Here is a 20,573-nt window from a genome sequence, read left to right as displayed (position 1 = left end):
TTTTTAGTAGTTTAATTGCGGCATATCCAATTTATATAGTTTTGAATAATGGGGCTCTGTCTGAAGAAGTTCCTCATGAGAGCCGTTCATACTGATTTCCCCGTCTTGAAGGAAGAGAACTCTGTCCATTTTTTCCACACCCATTAAATGATGGGTAATCCAAATTATTGTTTTACCGTTTAATGTTTCAAAAATGGTTTGCAGAAGACTGCGTTCCGTTTGTGAATCCAGACCCACAGTAGGCTCATCCAAAATAACGATCGGAGTTTTTTGTAAAAGAATCCGGGCTAGCGCAATACGCTGACGTTCGCCGCCTGAAAAGCGCCCTCCCAATTCCTGCATACGGGTTTGATATCCATTTGGCAGTGATTCAATATAATCATGCATTTTAACTAATTTGGTTGCCTCGTATACATCCTCATCACTGGCCTTTGGATTACCCAGCCGTATATTATTCATAACTGTTGTATCAAATAAATGAGGTTTCTGATGCAGGACAGAAATGAAGCTTGTTAATTGGGAATCCAAAAGACCAATATCTTCATTTGCTATACTGATTTCCCCCTGATTAGGCTTATAGGCACCTAATAACAGTTTTACAATCGTACTTTTTCCTGATCCGCTTTTACCAAGCATAGCGATTTTTTCACCAGGCTGGATAGTGAAGGTTAAATCTTTCAGAACATTCGTTTCTGTGGAAGGGTATGAAAATTTAACCTGATTAAAGCGAATAGGCAAGGCTTCCTGTGACTTCAATTCATCAAAATTTCCTGCAGATTCAGGGTTTGCTTCTTCTTTTACAGCTTGCAAACCATTCAATCGATCCAGGGAACTCTTATAACTTGAAACTTGGCTTACTGCATCGGAGAGTGGCGCAAAAGCATCTATTAATGGGAAAACAACTAAAATAAAAGCTGCGATCCAAATAGGAGAAAACTGTCCGGCTTCTACTTGTAAGGTAACCCAGCAGGCAAGTGCCAGGATGATGGCCAATATGGCCACTTGAAAGAGAAAATTCCGTTTTCGTTGAAATTGATTAATTCCTGCTTCCAGTTGATCGACTTTCTTTTCATCGTTTTCATAGCGTTCGATGAAATCGGATTGTCTGCCACTAATCATCCAATCACCAATTCCCATAACCGCATCTGTCAGGGATTGATACAGTCCATTTCTTGCATTTTTCATCTGTGCATTTCTTGCCCGGGTTACCAATAAAGAAACAAGGGGAAATAATACAATCAGGACAAAAAGCAACAAAAGCATGATTAAGGCAAAGGGGATTGAAAAGAATCCTAAAGCCAAGACAATCATTATATATAAAACAAGGCTAATGATGGATGGAAAGATCGTTTTAATATATAGATCCTGTAAATGCTCAATATCATCAGCCATTACACCGAGCAAATCGCCTGTTTTGTATCGAGATTTGAAATCTAAAGCATTAGGTTCCAGGGCCTGATATAAACGGACACGCATACCGGATAGTATTTTTAAGACAAGGCTGTGCCCGCTTAAGCGTTCTGCGTAACGAAAGGCAGGTCTTGATACTCCAAACAGCCTAACCAAGACAATCGGTACATACACAAGGAGGATGTTTTCTGGTAACGTGGCAGACTTGGATATTAAATAGCCAGATGTAAACATCAAAGCACCGGCACTAAAGAACGTGCCGACACCAAGTACAATCACGAGGGTTAGGAGCCATTTGTTTTGGGATAAATAAGGACCAATCCACGAATTTCTAAGAATGGATCCAGAGCCTTTTTTCTTAGTCATGTTGCACCTCATTTCCCCCTAAATGTTCTTGTATTAATTGATAATAATGACCTTCTTTTTTCATTAGCTCCTCATGACTTCCAATTTCAGCGATACGTCCTTGATTTAAAACGATGATCTGGTCCATATCAGTCATCCAGTGAAGTCGATGCGTTGCGAAAAATACAAGATGATCATCAAATAACGGAATGATATTTTTCTTTAATTCGTATTCTGTCTCGATATCAAGATGGGCGGTTGGCTCATCAAATAAGAGGATTTTTCGATTTCGATCAAGAAAGGCTCTTGCTAAAGCCACGCGCTGCTCCTGTCCACCACTCAGCATACGCCCGCTTTCCCCAATTTGTTCATTCAACCCATTAGGCAGAGCATCCAAAACCGCTCTTAATCCGGCTTTATCAATGGCCATTTGGATGTCTTCGTCATTGGCATCAGGAGTGTAAAACGTAATGTTATTTCGCACCGTATCATTAAATAGATAAGGATGCTGTGGAATATAAAGCAATTGATCCTGCCAACCCATTTCCTTAAATGAGGAATAGGTCTGATTATTAATAGTAACAGAGCAAGCGGTAGGATTTAAAAAACCACCGAGTACATCAATTAAAGTTGACTTTCCGGCGCCACTTGCACCAATAATGCCAATTTTACCGTATCCCTTCCATGAAAATGACAGATTATTCAGTGCGGGTTGGTTAGATTCTGCATGTTGGACTGTCAGATTTTGAATCGCTAAGGAATCTTCATTGGTCCAAGTAAACATTGATTCATTTCGTTTACGTTTTAATGAGACGGGCCAATTTATAATCCGTTTGATAGCAGACATGCTGTTTTTTCCATCCAACGTAGCGTGGTAATCTGTCCCGAAGTCACGGATTGGTAAAAAGTATTCCGGTGCAAGGATTAATACAGTCAGTGCAGGTCCTAATAAAATGGCACCTTCCATAAGTCTTAGGCCAAGGAATAAGGCAACAATAGCCACTGAGAGTGAAGTGAAGAAATCGAGTGCAAAAGTGGAGAGAAAAGCAATTCGTAGTGTCCCCATCGTTGCTTTTCGATAACGCTCACTCACGCTTTGGATGTTTCGGTCATACTTTTTGCTTAATCCCAGTAATCGCAATGTTTCCAACCCTCGTAAGGAATCGACGAAGTGGTTGGAAAGGACCTGATAGGATTTATATTGTTTATCAGCCTTTCGTTTAGCTGCAATCCCAAGCATCGCCATAAAGAATAAAAGAATAGGGAGTACAATAACCACAATTCCGGAAGATGTAAAATCAATTGTCAGCATATATAGAACAATTAGTATAGGAATCAAGAACATATTCATCATCTTGGGTAAGAATAACTTTAAATACGTTTCAACCTGTGAAACTCCCTCCAACGCCATTGTTACTAAGCTGCCTGTCCCCTCAGATTGGGTGAATCTCGGCCCTAATTCAAATAATTTCTCCAGTAATTCTTTCCGCAGAACTGTACCTGATTCAGAGGCGAAGCGGTCCATCCATTTATCGCGAAGTAAAGTTAAAAAGTGTCGTCCCATAAAAGCTAGGGCAAATAAAAGGAAGGGGATAAGCTGTTCAGACAGCTTTTCCCCATTAAATAAGTTCGCAATTCCTTCCGCAAGATAAATGGCTTGCATGATAATCGCTGTTCCTTGTAACAAGGAAATTACGAGCAGGAAGGCCATGGTACCCTTTATTCCTTTAATAGTTAAAATCTCTTTGTTTATCATTAATGACTCACCGGTTCCTTATCAGTAATACGTTTTCTGAATACATAATAACTCCATATTTGATAGCCAAGAACGAGGGGAAGTAATATTACTGCTACGATGGTCATTACTTTTAGAGTGTATGGTCCACTGGCTGCATTCATAATAGTCAAGTTGTATTCGGAACTAATGGAACTGACCATAACCCTTGGGAAAAGACCAACAAAAAGCATCGTAACGGTGAATAACATCGTTAAAGCTGTCATAACGAAGGCTAGAACTTCCCGTTTCTTTGCTGAGAATACATAACCTAATACAGTTGTTACTACAGCACCGAGCAGGAATAACGGTGTTGCAACCGGCCGTACTGTAAATAAGTCTGTCATCGTATAGGTTAGTACAGCAAAAACAATAAGACCTGCCAAAAGTATCAAATATATTTTTGATACTAGAGATCTTGCACGTTCGCGGATTGGACCTTCTGTCCGAATGCCGATGAATGTTAAACCATGAACAAGGCATAACACAATCATAGCAATTCCGCCAACGATCGAGTAGGGATCAAAATAATCTCCAAAGCTTGCGTACATATTTTTAGAAGCATCAATTGGCATACCGCGTACAAGGCTGGTAAATAAAACACCCAGTACAAATGCAGGAATGATACTGCCAACAAATATCATCCAATCCCAAAAGCTGATCCATTTTTCGTGTACCTTGTGTCTGAATTCAAAGGCTACTCCCCGCACAATCAGTGCCAAGAGGAATAAAACAAATGGAAGATAATATCCGCTGAACATTGTCGCGTACCATTCGGGGAATGCAGCAAAGATTGCGCCACCGGCTGTAATAAGCCAAACCTCGTTTGCATCCCAGAAGGGACCGATGGTAGAAACCAGTTGATTACGCTCCTTTTGGTTTCGAGCGAGAAAGCGGGTTGACATTCCAACTCCAAAGTCAAATCCTTCTAAAATGAAGAATCCGATAAATAACACAGCTACAAGGATAAACCATAACTCATTTAAACTCATGCTCCGAAGGCCTCCTTGTCAAATAAATCTACATCTGGTTTTGTATCGATTGTGTTGTTAGGCCCCTTTTTAACCTCTTTCACAATAAGATTGATTAATACGACAGCAAGAACGGTATAGGCTCCTAAAAATACAATGATTGATGTTAGCAGCTCTCCTGCTGTTACATTTGGAGATACGGATTGTGCCGTCGTAAAGAAACCAAAAACTGTCCATGGCTGGCGTCCAATTTCAGTCATAATCCAGCCTGCCGTATTGGCCATAAATGGAAGGGCAATTGCGCCAACCATTGCTTTTAAATAGAGTGATTGATTCACTAAACTATTTTTCTTGATAAATAGCAGTCCCAATGCTGCTAATCCCATTATCATAACTCCAGAGATTACCATAATGCGGAAGCTCCAATATACAGCATTAACAGGCGGGATATAATCTCCTTCACCATAAAGCTTTGTATATTTATCCTGAAGTGTATTCATTCCTTCGACAGAACCTTCAAAGCTGTTATAGGCAAGGATACTCAAAGCAAAGGGAATTTCAAGAGACCACTTATTTTCACGATTTTCTGCATCAATATTGGCAATCGCTGACCAGCTTGCCGGGTCACTACTGTCTTCCCACAGTGCTTCACTTGCTGCCATTTTCATAGGCTGTGAGGACATTAAATGTTGTGCCTGCCAGTGACCAGTAAAGGCAATTCCAAGTCCTGAGATCATCGCTACAATCATAGCAATCGTAAATGATTTCTTAAATACTTCCAGGTCTTGTTTTTTCAGTATTTTAAATGCACTGATACCACCGACTACGAATGCTCCTGTTGCAAAAGCGCCAAGAACCGTATGTGGAAACTCAACAAGCAGCTGAGGATTTGTGATAAAAGCACCGAAATCATTTAGTACAGCTTTTCCATTCTCCACCACAATCCCAACAGGTTCCTGCATAAAAGAATTCGCAGCAAGAATAAATAATGCAGATAAAATGGTACCTATTGATACAAGCCATATGGATAGTAAGTGAACCCATTTTGGCAATCGGTCACGCCCAAACATCCATACACCAATGAATGTGGATTCTAAAAAGAAAGCCAGTAAGGCTTCAATCGCTAATGGAACACCAAATACATCACCGACAAAGCGGGAGTAATCTGACCAGTTCATCCCAAATTGAAATTCTTGAATAATACCTGTAACTACTCCGACAGCAAATGAGATAAGGAAAATATGTCCCCAAAACTTTGCCATGTTCAGATAAATTTCTTTTTTCTTAAAAAAGTATAATGTTTCCATGATAGCAACTAAAAATACCAATCCGATGGAGAGCGGTACAAAGAAGAAGTGATAGATTGTAGTTGCTGCATATTGAAAACGAGCGAGATCCAATACTTCCATTTACCTGTTCACACCTTTCAAATCGTTATATATTGTTCATTCATTCACAAAGTTGATTAAAAAAAACCATTTATAAAAATTCTGTCATCTTTATTATACAAGCAACTAATTATTTCTGTGTGAATGAAGTGATGGGTTTTTAATAACTCTAATTACATAATAGGTTTATCCCTATGTACATGTTATTAATTAGTTGTTTTTATAATGACTATTTATAATAGTTATATTAGTACGTAGAATGGTAAATATCTATAATTAAACTAAAATTATTATAATTAATTAAAATTTATGAAACAATATTGTCACAAAGAAGGGTAGATCAATTGTCCTAAGTTTGCATATTAGTTGACAAAAAGAATAGCTTGATTTAAGAAAATCAAGCTGTAAACAGAGTTCAATATTTTATTAATTGGTAGCCTTTTAATTTACAGATATAATGCATGGCCTGATTAAACGTAGCAAATGTTTCATTTTTTATTTGGGTGCCCTGGCTTACAATTTGGCGAACTAGAGTAGTGGAAAGTCCTGTATAAATGACTTCTGTACCTAATAGAACAAGAGATTGAGAGATGATTTCCAATTCCATTACGATATATCCTTCATCTAATGAAGTCATGCCAGTAAAATCAATAACCATAAATGAAGCTTGTTTATCCGAGCTTTCTTCTAAAGCCTTCTCTTTAATCTTCTGGAGACGATCCTCAGATATAGATCCAGTAATAGGCATTAATAGTACATCATCAAGGATGGTTTTAATGATTGGGGCGTACATTTCTTCCATCATCGATTGCCCTTTGTTCAATTCTTCTTCATAATCTGTTACATCCTTCCAAGTAAGCATATACCCGGTTGAACCATCGTTGAATGAAAAGGGGTTTACAACAATGCTGGCAGTATATGTATTAAATAATATGATTCTGCTCGTATAAGGGAACGGTCCATTAGCGAGTATTGTCCGTTGGCGGCTTCCATTTGATCGATGAAAGTCGGATATGTTTTTTCCGATAAAATCCTCTACACTCAATAGACCGGTAAAAGGGCTTAGGCGCTGTATTAATTGTTCGGCATAACGGTTAATAAATACGATCGTAAAGGTATTGTCACAGATAAATATATTTTCTCCAACTGCATTTAATAATTGGCCGGTCTCTTCTGATTGGAAATATTTCATATTTTTGCTCCTTACTTTTCTCGGATGCTCTCTTACCTATTATACGGAATAACTTTCCATAGATAAAAGTTTTACTGCTTATATTTATGAAGGAAAAATTATTATGTTAGATTGTGAAAGAAAAGGAGTGAAAAAAACATACGGGTGACATTACTATTATTAATGAAAAAAGATATCCATTTGGTAATAAAAGTTGTATACTGAAAATTGTGAAAAGATAGGAGGTTTTTGAATGAATTACTCTCTAACGTGGAATTTAGATACTATATTTCCAAACGGCTCTGAATCACGTGAATTGGCAGCAAAATTAGCCGAAATTAAAGAGTTATTACTTACATACAAAGAGACAGTAAAAGGGTGGCAGGCGCCTTCAGATATTAGTGGTACAGCAGAAATCGTCGATATTTTAAAACAAACAGAAGTACTCCAAAAAGCTATCTATCAAGTATCCGCTTTTCTTGAATGTGCTACTGCACAAAATGTTCATGATACAAAAGCAGATCAATTAAATGGAGAAGTTTACACATTAATAAGTGAATTTGAAACTGTTTTTACTGGATTTACGATTAAGCTTGTCCAAATTAATGATTCCGTTTGGCAGGAAATCATCAAACACCCGCAAATCAGTGAAATTGCTTTCTATATTAATGAGCAAAGGGAGCACGGTAAGGAGCAATTATCCGAAGCCGAAGAGTCGCTCATTAATGCCTTGCGTGTAGATGGATATGTCGGTTGGAGTACCCATTATGATTCACTTGTTAAGATGATTGAAATTCCCTATACAAATGAAGATGGCGAGACAGTTCACTTGTCAGCTGGCCAAGCTTTTAACAAGATGCACGACGACCCAAATCCGACAGTCCGGGCTAAACTATTCGAGAAATGGGAAAAAGCATGGGGAGAGAAAGCCCCATTGTTTGCAGACACGATTAATCATTTAGGCGGTTTCCGTTTGGCTAATTATAAGGTACATGGTGTAGAAGATTTTATGAAAGAGCCATTGCAGTATAACCGTATGAAGAAAGAAACATTGGATGTAATGTGGGATGTCATTGCAAAAAATAAACAGCCATTTGTAGACTTCCTTAACCGTAAAGCAAAACTTTTAGGTAAAGATAAATTGAGCTGGGTAGATGTCGATGCACCGATTGTAACAACGGAGCCGATGCATTATACATTTGATGAGGGTGCGAAATTTATTATCGATAATTTTGCGAAATTCGGTGATGAACTGCCTAAATTCGCCCAGGAAGCATTTGAAAAATCATGGATTGAAGCCGAAGATCGTCCTGGCAAACGTCCAGGCGGATTTTGCACAAGCTTTCCTGAAACAAATGAATCACGCATCTTTATGACCTATTCAGGATCACCAAGCGGTGTGGCTACTCTTGCTCACGAACTAGGGCATGCCTTCCACAGCCATGTTTTAAATGACAAGCCATTTTTTAATACAGATTATGCGATGAATGTAGCAGAAACAGCATCTACATTTGCAGAACAAATTTGTTCAGATGCCAGTGTGCGTGCTGCAGAATCTGATGCAGAAAAAATCACCTTGCTTGATAACAAAATCCTAAATGCGATTGCTATGTTTATGAATATTCATGCCCGCTTTATTTTCGAGAAAAATTATTATGCAGAACGTAAAAACGGATTGGTATCTGTTGAGCGTTTGAACGAAATGATGGAATCTGCCCAAAAAGAAGCATATAAGGATTCTTTAAGTGAATATCATCCAACATTTTGGGCAAGTAAATTGCATTTCTATATAGCAGAAGTGCCATTTTATAACTTCCCATATACGTTTGGATATTTATTTAGCTTAGGAATTTATCATTTATCATTAAAAGAAGGGAAATCCTTCGAGAAGAAATACATTGCCTTATTGCAGGATACTGCTGCTATGACAACAGAAGAGTTGGCAATGAAACACTTAGGTGTAGATCTGACTAAGCCGGACTTCTGGCAGGCTGGTGTGGATCTTGCAATTGCTGATGTAAATGAGTTCCTTGAGTTGACAAAATAAAAAAACTTTTTCATGGTATTGCCATCCAAAGTGGGATGGCAATGTTTTTTTATATTTAATGATCAATTAAACAGATAAAGAGTAAAATATGATATAGATTGTAGAAAAGGGGAATGAAGGCTAGATGGTCATACGTACATCAAGAATAGAGGATTATGAACAATTAATAGAGCTGGAACACTTAATTTGGAATTATAGTAACACACCGCTGCCGATGGTATGGGAGTCAGTGGCCGATTACGCTGGTCATTTTCCACCGGGAAGCCAGTTTGTCGCAATCGAGGACAGGAGGGTGGCTGGCTATATGTCTGTTAAATATCCGACTCCATTAGAGAGTAATCGCCATGTATGGGAAATGGCAATTGGTGTTCATCCGGACTTTCAGGGGAAGGGAATTGGAAGTGAATTACTGAATTTTTTGGATGATGAGGGTAGGAAGCATGGGATCCGAAAAATTTCTTTAAGAGTATTATCCACGAATACACCGGCTATTTCTTTCTATAAAAAGAATGGATATATAGAGCAAGGTATATTAAAGGGAGAATTTTATCTGAATGGTCAGTATGTGGATGATTTATTAATGTATAAAGAATTGGTTGATTAAAAGGAGAAAAGGATGTCTGTGGTTAAAATTGAGCCTGGAACCGAAGGAGATCAAGTGTTTATTCGAGAACATTTAATTGAATATAATCGACAAAAATTGCCGGAGCATAGTGATACACCGTATGGGGAAGTCATTTATGTGGCAAAGGATGATACCGGTCGTATGCAAGGCGGAATCACAGCGCACTATCATTGGGGAAGGATGCAGATTGATTTTCTATGGATTGACGACCAAATTAGGCAAAAAGGAATAGGGAAAGAGCTACTAGCAAGAGTTGAAAACGATGCAATAGAAAAAAGATGTACTCTTCTAATCTTCGATCTTTCAAGCGCCAGATTTCTATAAAAGATGTGGTTTTTCTGTATTTGGAGTGATTGAAAATCACCCAACTGGACATCATCAATATTTTTTACAAAAAAGAATTGGTGAGGGTAAGGTAACTTAGTGATTTCTTAGTTCGAACTCAATAGGACTATTAAATGGCAGTGGATGCAGGTATAGTCTGCTGTTTTATATGGAACAGATCAGAAGAGATGGACTAATAGAGCCATTCAGTAGAGAAATTCAATAGAATAGCTCTACATTTTTGATTTAGTTCGTAGCAAATTTCACTCCTAATTATTGCACCAGTTGTAAATCACTCATTTCACACCATTGTTCGGAAATCTTGCCATTCTCGATTCGAAATATAATGATTCCTGTTTCCTTAACCCGTTGATTTTGAGAAGGGATATCCAGTAAGCCACCCTTATATATACTATGACCAGTGTAGCGTGTAACGATTTTATCACCTTCTTCAATCGTGTCATGAATGCTCCATTCGCGCTCAATAAAAGAGCTGCAATACCAGGATAACCAATTTTTAAAATGTTTGATACCAACATATCCCTCGTCATTTCCTTAAGAATGAGTAACCATATCCTCTGATGCAATATCTTTCAAAATATCTGTATTTCCTTTCGTAAACACTTCCTGAAACCATATTTCAACAATTTCTTTTTTATCAGAGCATTGCAAAACGAACACCTCCCTTTATGTACCTATCCTTATTCAATATTCTCTAAAGAAATCCTGCGTTTCCTTCTAAAAAAACGCTGTAATATTAGGATTTTAGATAAATTGCTCACCTTTATGCTTGATTACGATTTTCCTTTAATACGGCTTGTTGACTGGCATTTAATTAATCATACATGTATCGGATGAACTGGATAATAATACCGGTATGAATAGAAAACCGAGGATATTAAAATAGTAAGTTGAGTATTAAGGGTAGAGGGTGAGGTTAATGATTAGCAATAAATTAGGATTCGGAAGGAAGTTCCGAATTGGCATAATCCTAATTATGGTGGTAATCATACTCGTTTCGGTACTTACCGTTAAGAGTCTAAATAGTTCGCGCGAGGAACTATTAGAAATTGTAGAAAATCGATATAAAAAAGTAAATTACACGTATGAAATAGAAAAGAACGTCATTTCATCAAAAATGTTAGTTGGGATGATTGCGAATGATCTATCAGGAGCAAAATCAGCTACCATACAAGATAAACTTGCTGAAAATCATGTCAAGATTGAAGAACATTTTGCAAAAATCCATAATATGACACTGAGTAAGGAAGCTAGGGAAATATTAATGGATTGCGCATCTCTATATCGAATATACAAAGAAAACGAACGAATTATCATAATGGAACTAATACAAGACATTGAGTACGCTGGTAATAATTGGATGAAAATGGAGGAATCAAGTTCTAAGCTAAAGGAGATAATAGAAGAGTTTATTAACTATCAAGAGGAGATGATAGAGGGCGCATTTAACAGGGCAAATGAAAAGTACGATCAAATGTACCATATTGTTTACGTGTTAATGACGACTTCCTGTGGGTTAATTGCGTTAATTGGATACTGGGTTATTCGTTCAACGACAAAGGATTTAAAAAAAATAACGAATGTATTGAAAGAAATTAATCTAAACGACCCTTCGACTTTGCACCGGCTAGAAGTGAAAACAGATGATGAAATAGGATTGATTGCTGAAGCCTTTAACAATATGTCCATGTCTTTAGAAAACTACGATAAAAATGAAAAAGCATATTTGAATGATATCAAGATACAGAACTGGGTACTATCAAAAATTAATGAAGTAGCAAGCTTGACTCAAAGTACCTTTGATATAAATGAATTTGCAGAACGTCTTCAAGGTAAGCTGTCTCCATTAGTAGGTGCTTCGATTGGAGCGCTTTATTTAAGGATTCGGCCTGATGAAACATGTTTTTATCGTGCAGCATCCTATGGTGGCGGTGGAAAAGATCGAATTAAGTTAGGTGAGGGGATCGTTGGGCAGGCGGCTGTTGATCAACAAATAGTCCTCTTAGAAGATATTCCAGAAGATTACCAACTACTTTCAACCGGTTTGGGTGACGTGAAACCAAAATCGATTTTGATTGCTCCGATCATTTATGAAAATAACACGATTGGTGTCCTTGAATTCGCAAGTATAACAGGTTTTACGGATGTACAGTATCAAGCCATTCAGCAAGTGAATGAATCACTTGGTTTGGCCATACACAGTGTTTTAAATAGAATGGAAATTGAATGCTTGCTAAATGAGTCAAAGGCCATGACTGAAGAATTACAGGTTCAGACGGAAGAGCTTCATTCCCAGTCTGAAGAATTAATGACAATTAATGAACTTCTGGAAGAACGTGAGCAAGAAGCTTTGCAAAAGACGAAGGAACTTGAACAATCTCAGGAAGAATTAAAAATAAAAAATGAACAATTACTACAAAACTCAAATTATAAATCTGAGTTTCTTGCGAATATAAGCCATGAGCTTCGTACACCTTTAAATAGTATTTTAATTCTTTCAGAGCTGTTAACTGACATGGAAAGTGATCATTTTTCAGCTGAGGAAAAAGAGTATATTGAATATATTTATTCAGCGGCGAACAGTTTGACATCTTTAATTAACGATATTCTTGACCTGTCAAAAATTGAGGCTGGAAAGTTAGATATCACAACTAACAAAATGGAAATTAGTGAAATTGTTGATACCTTAAATATATTTTCACCACAAGCTGAAAGAAAACAACTTGGATTCACAATAGAAATAGATGAGAATTTGCCATCCTCTTTTTACACGGATGTACAAAAAGTTCAGCAAATCATGAAGAATTTACTATCAAATGCTATAAAGTTCACAGAACAAGGAAAAGTAACGGTGAAGTTGGAAAAAATAATCCATAAATGTGATGGAAGAGACGATCATGATACGACTCAATCCGATGAGTGGATAAAAATTGCGGTAATGGATACTGGTATTGGAATCCATCCAGATGAGCAACAAATCATTTTTGAAGCCTTTCAACAGGGAGACGGATCTACCGTACAAAAATACGGTGGTACAGGTTTAGGGTTATCAATCTGCAAAAAATTAACCGATTTGCTAAACGGTCATCTATTTGTCGAAAGTGAAATAGGAAAAGGAAGCACATTTACTGTTTATTTACCAAATATACAGGAACAAGAAAATAATCTTGTGGAAGTAGTGTCTCCATATAGTGAAACGATACCACAAGTGGCAACGTCTGTTGAACCACTCGAGACTAAAGAAACGAATGATAACCAATTGGACATACTCCATGGAAAAAGAGTACTTATTACAGATGATGATCAACGTAATATATATTCACTAAAAGCAGTTCTTGAAAAAAATAAAATGGAAGTCGTAGTCGCTCATAATGGAATCGAATGCCTGGAGATTCTAAAAAAGGATCATCATATTGATATGATTCTTATGGATATAATGATGCCTGAACTGAATGGATACGAGACGATGAAACGCATCCGTCAGGATTCAGGATTGGCCTCACTCCCGATCATTGCCTTAACGGCTAAAGCTATGAAGGGTGATCGTGAAAAATGCTTGGCAGCTGGAGCGTCAGATTATATCAGCAAACCAATAAACCTGGAACAATTAATCTCTGTAATGAGAGTTTGGCTAAATTAAGAGATTAGCAACTACAGACTCAAACTGATAAAAGAAATATGGATTTAAGCCGCTCAATTTAATTCCAATTGAGCGGCTTTTTCTATTTGAATGAAATTATCTGTAATAAGAGTCTATTCTCTAAAAAGTAAGTTAAGTTCATTTTGCAGCTATTTTTAATCAGTTTGTTGCTTGAGGTAACTTTTTTGAAAAAAAGGATTTTATGAGCGCTTTCTTGAAGATTAATATTAAAGAAATAATCTAAAGGAGCAGAAGTATGAATAACATTATTGATTATTATAGCGGATTTGATGAGTGGGGCAGATTGGACCGGGAACCAATTGAGTTTCAAGTGAATTGGCATTATATAAAAAAATATTTAGGTACAGCAAAAACGATTTTGGACAATGGTGCGGGGCCAGGGAAATATTCGTTAAAGTTAGCTGAAGAGGGGTATCGGGTGACCTTGTCAGATTTAACACCGAGTTTGGTTGAACTCGCTAAAAAGAAAGCGCAAGAATCCGATCTGTCTGCACAGTTTGATGGATTTTATGAAATGGATGCAAGAGAGCTTACCGAATTGAAAAATGACCAATTTGACGCTTCCATCATGCTTGGGCCGCTCTATCATTTACAAAAGGAAGAGGACCGATTGAACGCAATTAAGGAATTGAATCGTGTAACCAAAAGAGGTGGCCTCGTATTTGTAGCGTTTATGCCGAGAGAGAAGCATCTGTTAACGTCCCTTATGTTTCCTGAAAACTGGAAGCCGAATAATACGGTGGATACATTAAAAAAGTTCAGTGAAACGGGTTGCTTTAATCATGCAGAAAAAGGGAGATTTACCGGTGCCTACTATTATCGGGTTAAAGATATAGATCCATTTATGGAGTCGAATGGGTTTGAAAAGGTAGCTTTAATTAGTTCAAATATCGCTGCCATGATGACCAATCATCAGTGGAATTATTGGAAAGAGAAGAATGAAGGTGAAATGGATAAAATGATAGATTTATTGATTGATAAGGCAACCAATCCATCATTTCTTGGTGGATCGTCTCATTTGTTGTATATCGGGAAGAAAAAATAAAAAAGATAGAGCTGTCAACGTGGCTGGACAGCTCTATAAGTACTACTATTTAGATGAATGTAGCGATTTCTTCAACAGGCAGGCGTACAGTTTTGAAGTATTGATCTCCCTGAGCCTTACCAATCGCAATCAGAACAATTGGCATGTATCTCTCATCCACATTGAAATTTTTAGCAAAAGCAGCTTTATCAAAACCGCCCATTGTAATCGTATCAAGACCGCGGTTCTTTGCAATGAGCATCAATTGCATGGAGACTAGGCCAGCATCAAAGCTTGCAATATTTGCTCGGGTTTCTTTAGGAGCACCTGGATACACCCGTTTAACATCCTGTACGAGTCTTTCTTTGTTTTCCTCATCAACAAAACCTGCTTCAAACATCATATCGTAGATTTTATCGACTTTTTTATGCATTTCAGTATCTCCAAGTACGGCAATGACAGCAGAGGCACTTTCAGCAACTTTTGCATTATTACCAAACAAGCCAAGGTCTTTCTTTCTTTCCTCATCCTGAACGACGATGAAGCTCCAAGCCTGCATATTGCTGGAAGAAGGAGCTAAGGTAGCTTCTTCAAGTATGCTTTTAAGTTCTTCTTTAGACAGTTTAAAAGAAGAATCATATTGCCTGATTGAATGACGTTCTTTAATAATGGTTGATAAATCTTTATGTAGATTAGACATAATAAATTCCTCCGTATGTTTATCACTTATAGTTATTATTATATGTTAGCTTATTTTTTGTAAGTAACAAATAAATTGTAGTGTTATAGAGTAAATTTGTCAAATAATCATTATATCAGAAAAAGCAAATTTTATATGAATCACGGAAATCTTTAATTGAATCCGCTGGGGGAAATACATTCATAAGTTGAGGCGCATGATAGATTTAAGCTAACGAAGAGAATGATAGGGGGACTGACCAATATGAAGGTACCGAAACGAAAGAGTAAAATCGAGACGGAGATAATTGGAACAGAATCTTATGGAAGTCCAACAATTGGTGGTTTGGGGGTTATAGGAGTCATCATTATTTAAGTGAAGATGAAATGCATAAGAAACGTAAAGGGTCCTAAATATGGACCCTATATTTCATTCACTAGTGTTTCAAATTCTATTTTTACTGCATCTTAGTTCTACCATTTTGCTATATGTTCTTCAATACACCCAGGCATTTGCTGAATGGTTAGTAGGGTATTATCTTGTAAGCGGATTTCCCCATCATAGAAACCTACCATTTGATGAACTTCAGATTTAACGATAAGCGCATCTGTTTTGGCAATACGTTCAAATAGGGGAGTGAAGGTTAGCCTCACACAATCAGTCGCCAAAGAATGAATCTTCCATGGCTGCATAAAATCTTGTCTATTATAGTGAAACTTCATATCCTCACTAATTTTTGTCAAACGTCCATTTATCAATATGGCATTTTCATTTAAGCCTGTTCCATCTGTCCATTGCCCGCCAAAATTTAAACCAATTACATCATTTCCTTGTTTGCCTGAAGCCATTCCCCAATTCCAGGTACAATTCCTTGGCCAAACACCCCGGCCATAATCCAGGCTGGCATAACTTTCATCCGGACTAAATTGATAGATTTTAGATCCGATGCTTAGGGTTCCTTTAGTAGGGAGACAATGCATCTTAGTTGTTAATTGGAATGTTTGATTACTCCATGGAATTACCACACTCAACGAATCCGTCTCAGGATAGCTGATTTCAAGATTTGCTTGCAACGGTTTTCCATCGAAATTTGGGATTTCCACGTTCAGTTGGAAATGGTTATGACTCCATAAAAAATCAATGTTCATTTGTTTGGAGGAGAGTCTCGTACTTGCCAGGACATCATCTGGGAGGATTTTGTTATTCTTAAAAGGGAACAAGGCTGTTTTCTCATAAAATGTTTTGGTATGTAAGTCTAGATAATAGACAAAGCACACCATCGCGTAATCTAAATGACTGATGGTAACGGAAAAAAGAACATCTTTATTGGTTATACACCAATAGTTCCATTTCTTTTTACGCAGAAAGTGTCCGCTTACATTTCCGCTAATTAGAGGCTTCCTTGACCAGCCTATGCTGTCGGGTTTTAACTGCCCTTTCTCATCACATAAAGTAACAGGTTCGGTTATTTCTCTTTCAAGATATGTATGATTCATACCAAACGACCTTTCTAGTAGAATTACCATTTTAAAATTAAAATCTATTATTAATTTACCATCCGAGAGTATAGGCGTCTATTGGAGAATAAAAAACAGTGAGCGGACGTTTAATCCGCTCACTGAATGGTTAATTCGCATATAATCGCTTATAGCTGTCAAAATGTTTTTTATAATAGCTGTTATTGGTACTTGTGATGCGTACACCACTATTATCTGCATGAATAAACTCGTTATTGCCCAGATAGATGCCTAAATGGGAAATTCCTTTCTTGTATGTACCAGAGAAGAAGATAAGATCACCGGGTTGAGGTGAACTCACAAAATAGGAACGGTTATAGAACCCTTCAGCTGTGTATCTTGGCATAGAGTGACCCGCTTTATTAAAGACATAATAAAGAAAGCCGCTGCAATCGAAACCAGACGGAGTCGTTCCTCCCCATACATATTTTGTGCCAATAAAGCTTTTACTGATGGATATGAGTTTAGATGTAAAAGCTGGGTTTCCTATTGTTTCCTGAGCGGAAGAAGAACCGCTGGAAGGAGTAGAAAGAGACGGCAAATCACTAGTCGCCTTTGAAATTTTCAACTTTTGTCCAACATAAATGATATCAGATTTTAAGCCATTCATTGACTTGATTTGTGAAACAGTCATAGAATATATTTTGGCAATTTTACTTAATGTATCTCCCGACTTAACCGTATAGGTTGTTTGAGAAGATGTACTGCTGGATGAAGTTGAAGAACTAGTAGATCCAGAATTAGTTGTAGGTTGAGATACCTTTAAAACCTGTTTTGGATAAATAATCGTACTGGAAAGATTGTTCCAGCTCTTAAGTTGACTGACAGTAATAGAATATTCGCTGGCAATTTTACTTAGTGTATCGCCTGATTTTACCGTATAGGTCTTGGTGGAAGACGTAGATGTACTTCCAGAAGACGAACTGGATGATGATCCAGTAGTACCGGCAGATACTTTGATTACTTGTCCTGGATAAATAAGATCGCTCTTTAAGCTATTCCAGTTTTTCAAATTACTTACGGTTGTAGAGTACTTGGCAGCAATGGCAGACAAGGTATCACCGGATTTAATGGTGTATGTTTTAGCACTGCTTGTACTCTCAGAAGTGTTTGAACTCGAAGAACTGCTAGTAGATACTTTGACCACTTGGTTTGGATAAATAATATCGGACGATAAATTATTCCATTTTTTTAAATTCGCAACGGTTGTTTTGAATTTTGAGGCAATAAAAGAAAGTGTATCCCCCTTTTTCACCGTGTATGTCGAAGAAGCTGCAGAAGCTTCTTGGGCAAATGCAGACGACATTATAGCAGCGGCAGCGAAGGTCACAACTTTTATATGCTTCATCCTGATCAACTCCTTTAATTTTGGTTTATTTACTATTCTATTACGTCTATATTATATTAACATAGTAAAATTTCTGATTAAAGTTATATACTTATTCAAAAAATTGATAGATGAAAAGGGAGAAGAGGTCTCACAATACAATAGGGACTTTCCAATTAGATGGATTATTTGTGGGAGAGGAGAAGAGATATGAGACTGCTCAACTGGGGAATTGCAGAAAGTATAGGTATAGAACCAACCGTTTCGTTTTATATTAGAGTTGCACCACCGTCTTTAGTATGTATATAAGATCCAAGGCAAAAAATATAAAAAAATGACCCTGAAATCTCAAGGTCATTTTTTTCTTTATGCTACATTTTTAATGTCTGTATTCTTTTTCCAGAAACCTAGTAGAACAGCTGTCACAAGTGAACCAATTAGGATGGCTAACAGGTACATGAAAGGATTATCTATTAATCCTACAACGAAGATACCGCCGTGTGGAGCAGGAGTTGAGCATCCAAATGCTGCCGATAGGGCACCAGCCGTAGCAGCACCAATTACAGAACTGACAATTACTCGAATTGGATCGGCTGCCGCAAATGGAATTGCACCTTCCGTAATGAAGGAAGCTCCCATGATATAGTTTGTAAGGCCAGACTTTCGTTCTGAGTCTGTGTATTTATTTTTAAAGAACGTAGTCGATAATGCGATACCAAGCGGTGGTACCATTCCTCCAGCCATAACAGCCGCATGAGGGACACCATTTCCGGCAGCAATCGCTGCGATTCCGAATGTGAAAGCTGCCTTATTGATAGGACCTCCCATATCAACAGCCATCATACCTCCAACAATTAAACCTAGAAAGACAGCATTTGTACCACTTAAGTTTTCAAGCCAGTTGGTCAATCCTTTATTCATCGCCACAACTGGGTCATTAATGATGAATATCATAATAAGACCGGTGATTAAAAGGCCGAATAATGGATATAACAGGACTGGTTTGATTCCCTCCAAAGAGGCAGGTAACCAGTTAAAAGCTTTTTTAACACCAAGAGTTACGTAACCAGCAAGGAAACCTGCAATTAAGCCTCCAAGGAAACCTGCACCTGCAGAAGCAGCTAATAATCCTCCGACCATACCGGGCATGAAACCTGGACGATCTGCAATGGAGCTGGCGATGAAACCGGCTAGTACCGGTACTAGTAAGAAGAAAGCACCCTTATCTCCGCCGCCAATCGTATTGAGCGCTGCGGCAAATGGATTATAGTCAGGTGATGCTGTATCGGTCGGGTTAATTCCACCAAATAAGAAGGATAGGGCAATCAAGAGACCGCCGCCGACAACGAATGGAAGCATATTGCTTACACCGCTCATGAGATGTTTGTATATTTGGGCGCCAATCCCTTTTTTCTCCTGTGATCCGCCTTCTTGATTAGAAGAGCCGCCTTTAGCTTCATATATAGGGGCATCCTGTTTTAAGGCTCGGTTAATCAATTCTTCCGGTTTTCGGATACCTTGTGCGACAGGAACTTGAATCACATGCTTACCATTGAAACGATTCATTTCAACATTTTTGTCTGCGGCAACAATGATCGCACTCGCTTTTTGAATATCCTCGTCAGTGAGAGGGTTTTTGACCCCAGTAGAACCATTTGTTTCAACTTTAATATTGACATTCATTTCTTTTGCTTTTGCTTTTAAGGCATCGGCTGCCATATATGTATGCGCGATTCCTGTCGGGCATGCCGTAACAGCTAATACAAAACCTTCTTCTTTTGCTTCCTCAGCATCTGGTGCAGGCTGATCGTTAGAATCCTCGTTTTCAAGTTCTTTCTGTTTAGCATCAATAATGGAAAGAATTTGATCCTTAGAATCTGCTTGTAAAATAGCCCTGCGGAAATCATCGTACATTAACATGGAAGAAAGTCTTGATAATGTCTCGAGATGGGTATCGTTTGCTCCGGCCGGTGCAGCAATCATAAAGAATAGGTGTGCGGGTTGTCCATCTAATGATTCATAGTCGATTCCGTCCGCCGAACGCCCAAAACATAGAGCAGCATCCTTCACAGCTTCTGATTTAGCATGAGGAATCGCAATTCCTTCGCCAATTCCGGTTGTACTTTGCTCTTCACGTTTTAGGATTGCCTCTTTATAGCCTGCAGGGTCTTTCAATTTTCCTGCTTGATCCAATTGATTAATAAGTTCATTTATAACATCTTTTTTATTCGTCGATGAAAGATTCAGGATCATGGTATCTTTCTTTAGTAAATCTGTTATTTTCATGAT

15 protein-coding genes are annotated in these 20,573 nt (G+C 37.8%); 5 read left to right on the top strand and 10 right to left on the bottom strand.

All coding sequences use genetic code 11. The annotated features are described in order from the left end of the window. Nucleotides 1-3 precede the first annotated feature (3 nt). The 5 genes from cydC to AC58NB_RS12100 all read right to left on the bottom strand — a co-directional run bounded on the left by cydC (nucleotide 4) and on the right by AC58NB_RS12100 (nucleotide 7,080). Complete coding sequence (cydC, locus tag AC58NB_RS12120) at nucleotides 4-1,776, bottom strand: thiol reductant ABC exporter subunit CydC (RefSeq protein ID WP_497427096.1); 1,773 nt, start codon at nucleotides 1,774-1,776, stop codon at nucleotides 4-6. Further along, nucleotides 1,769-3,508, bottom strand: coding sequence for a thiol reductant ABC exporter subunit CydD (cydD, locus tag AC58NB_RS12115; RefSeq protein ID WP_497427211.1), 1,740 nt, complete (start codon nucleotides 3,506-3,508; stop codon nucleotides 1,769-1,771). Before cydD ends, cydC begins: the two co-directional genes overlap by 8 nt. A gap of 2 nt (nucleotides 3,509-3,510) precedes the next feature. Further along, entirely contained in the window at nucleotides 3,511-4,521 is a 1,011-nt protein-coding gene (gene cydB, locus AC58NB_RS12110; RefSeq protein ID WP_497427095.1) for a cytochrome d ubiquinol oxidase subunit II, read from the bottom strand. After that, on the bottom strand, nucleotides 4,518-5,909 hold the full coding sequence (locus tag AC58NB_RS12105) for a cytochrome ubiquinol oxidase subunit I (RefSeq protein ID WP_497427094.1): 1,392 nt from the start codon (nucleotides 5,907-5,909) through the stop codon (nucleotides 4,518-4,520). The genes cydB and AC58NB_RS12105 overlap by 4 nt, the downstream gene beginning before the upstream one ends. 394 nt (nucleotides 5,910-6,303) lie before the next feature. Further along, nucleotides 6,304-7,080, bottom strand: a complete 777-nt coding sequence (locus AC58NB_RS12100; protein ID WP_497427093.1) for an STAS domain-containing protein — start codon at nucleotides 7,078-7,080, stop codon at nucleotides 6,304-6,306. A gap of 232 nt (nucleotides 7,081-7,312) precedes the next feature. Between AC58NB_RS12100 and AC58NB_RS12095 the strand changes: the two genes are divergently transcribed. The 3 genes from AC58NB_RS12095 to AC58NB_RS12085 all read left to right on the top strand — a co-directional run bounded on the left by AC58NB_RS12095 (nucleotide 7,313) and on the right by AC58NB_RS12085 (nucleotide 10,055). After that, nucleotides 7,313-9,106, top strand: a complete 1,794-nt coding sequence (locus AC58NB_RS12095; protein WP_497427092.1) for a M3 family oligoendopeptidase — start codon at nucleotides 7,313-7,315, stop codon at nucleotides 9,104-9,106. Nucleotides 9,107-9,230: 124 nt separating this feature from the next. Beyond that, nucleotides 9,231-9,710: a GNAT family N-acetyltransferase gene (locus AC58NB_RS12090; RefSeq protein WP_497427091.1), complete on the top strand. Its 480-nt coding sequence runs from the start codon at nucleotides 9,231-9,233 to the stop codon at nucleotides 9,708-9,710. Between the two features lie 12 nt (nucleotides 9,711-9,722). Beyond that, a complete protein-coding gene (locus AC58NB_RS12085; protein ID WP_497427090.1) occupies nucleotides 9,723-10,055 on the top strand; it encodes a GNAT family N-acetyltransferase in 333 nt (110 codons plus the stop codon). Between the two features lie 273 nt (nucleotides 10,056-10,328). Here the strand turns inward: AC58NB_RS12085 and AC58NB_RS12080 are convergent, their stop codons facing one another. Next, nucleotides 10,329-10,586, bottom strand: a complete 258-nt coding sequence (locus AC58NB_RS12080; RefSeq protein WP_497427210.1) for an ester cyclase — start codon at nucleotides 10,584-10,586, stop codon at nucleotides 10,329-10,331. A 409-nt stretch (nucleotides 10,587-10,995) separates the two neighbouring features. Between AC58NB_RS12080 and AC58NB_RS12075 the strand changes: the two genes are divergently transcribed. Together AC58NB_RS12075 and AC58NB_RS12070 are read left to right on the top strand one after the other, a co-directional pair. After that, the gene (locus AC58NB_RS12075; protein WP_497427089.1) at nucleotides 10,996-13,716 is read left to right on the top strand and encodes an ATP-binding protein; all 2,721 of its coding nucleotides are present in this window, start codon (nucleotides 10,996-10,998) and stop codon (nucleotides 13,714-13,716) included. 256 nt (nucleotides 13,717-13,972) lie between these two features. Beyond that, nucleotides 13,973-14,782, top strand: a complete 810-nt coding sequence (locus AC58NB_RS12070; protein ID WP_497427088.1) for a class I SAM-dependent methyltransferase — start codon at nucleotides 13,973-13,975, stop codon at nucleotides 14,780-14,782. Between the two features lie 49 nt (nucleotides 14,783-14,831). On the opposite strand, the gene AC58NB_RS12065 is transcribed toward AC58NB_RS12070, so the two are convergent. The 4 genes from AC58NB_RS12065 to AC58NB_RS12050 all read right to left on the bottom strand — a co-directional run bounded on the left by AC58NB_RS12065 (nucleotide 14,832) and on the right by AC58NB_RS12050 (nucleotide 20,570). Then, the gene (locus tag AC58NB_RS12065; protein WP_497427087.1) at nucleotides 14,832-15,461 is read right to left on the bottom strand and encodes a nitroreductase family protein; all 630 of its coding nucleotides are present in this window, start codon (nucleotides 15,459-15,461) and stop codon (nucleotides 14,832-14,834) included. A 452-nt stretch (nucleotides 15,462-15,913) separates the two neighbouring features. Next, nucleotides 15,914-16,936, bottom strand: a complete 1,023-nt coding sequence (locus tag AC58NB_RS12060) for a DUF2804 domain-containing protein (protein ID WP_497427086.1) — start codon at nucleotides 16,934-16,936, stop codon at nucleotides 15,914-15,916. Nucleotides 16,937-17,066: 130 nt separating this feature from the next. Continuing rightward, complete coding sequence (locus AC58NB_RS12055; protein ID WP_497427085.1) at nucleotides 17,067-18,305, bottom strand: C40 family peptidase; 1,239 nt, start codon at nucleotides 18,303-18,305, stop codon at nucleotides 17,067-17,069. Between the two features lie 345 nt (nucleotides 18,306-18,650). After that, nucleotides 18,651-20,570, bottom strand: coding sequence for a PTS fructose transporter subunit IIABC (locus AC58NB_RS12050; protein WP_497427084.1), 1,920 nt, complete (start codon nucleotides 20,568-20,570; stop codon nucleotides 18,651-18,653). Nucleotides 20,571-20,573: the final 3 nt, after the last annotated feature.

The sequence above is a fragment of the Pradoshia sp. TA40_28 genome (genome assembly GCF_059694525.1).
Note: the sequence above shows the minus strand (reverse complement) of the source record. Positions and strands in the feature narration are given on the sequence as shown.

Bases quoted from the DNA above. Each gene is read 5' to 3' on its own strand.
- cydC (WP_497427096.1), bottom strand. From the start codon at position 1,776: ATGACTAAGAAAAAAGGCTCTGGATCCATTCTTAGAAATTCGTGGATT.
- cydB (WP_497427095.1), bottom strand. From the start codon at position 4,521: ATGAGTTTAAATGAGTTATGGTTTATCCTTGTAGCTGTGTTATTTATC.
- AC58NB_RS12105 (WP_497427094.1), bottom strand. From the start codon at position 5,909: ATGGAAGTATTGGATCTCGCTCGTTTTCAATATGCAGCAACTACAATC.
- AC58NB_RS12100 (WP_497427093.1), bottom strand. From the start codon at position 7,080: ATGAAATATTTCCAATCAGAAGAGACCGGCCAATTATTAAATGCAGTT.
- AC58NB_RS12095 (WP_497427092.1), top strand. From the start codon at position 7,313: ATGAATTACTCTCTAACGTGGAATTTAGATACTATATTTCCAAACGGC.
- AC58NB_RS12090 (WP_497427091.1), top strand. From the start codon at position 9,231: ATGGTCATACGTACATCAAGAATAGAGGATTATGAACAATTAATAGAG.
- AC58NB_RS12085 (WP_497427090.1), top strand. From the start codon at position 9,723: ATGTCTGTGGTTAAAATTGAGCCTGGAACCGAAGGAGATCAAGTGTTT.
- AC58NB_RS12075 (WP_497427089.1), top strand. From the start codon at position 10,996: ATGATTAGCAATAAATTAGGATTCGGAAGGAAGTTCCGAATTGGCATA.
- AC58NB_RS12070 (WP_497427088.1), top strand. From the start codon at position 13,973: ATGAATAACATTATTGATTATTATAGCGGATTTGATGAGTGGGGCAGA.
- AC58NB_RS12065 (WP_497427087.1), bottom strand. From the start codon at position 15,461: ATGTCTAATCTACATAAAGATTTATCAACCATTATTAAAGAACGTCAT.
- AC58NB_RS12060 (WP_497427086.1), bottom strand. From the start codon at position 16,936: ATGAATCATACATATCTTGAAAGAGAAATAACCGAACCTGTTACTTTA.
- AC58NB_RS12055 (WP_497427085.1), bottom strand. From the start codon at position 18,305: ATGAAGCATATAAAAGTTGTGACCTTCGCTGCCGCTGCTATAATGTCG.
- AC58NB_RS12050 (WP_497427084.1), bottom strand. From the start codon at position 20,570: ATGAAAATAACAGATTTACTAAAGAAAGATACCATGATCCTGAATCTT.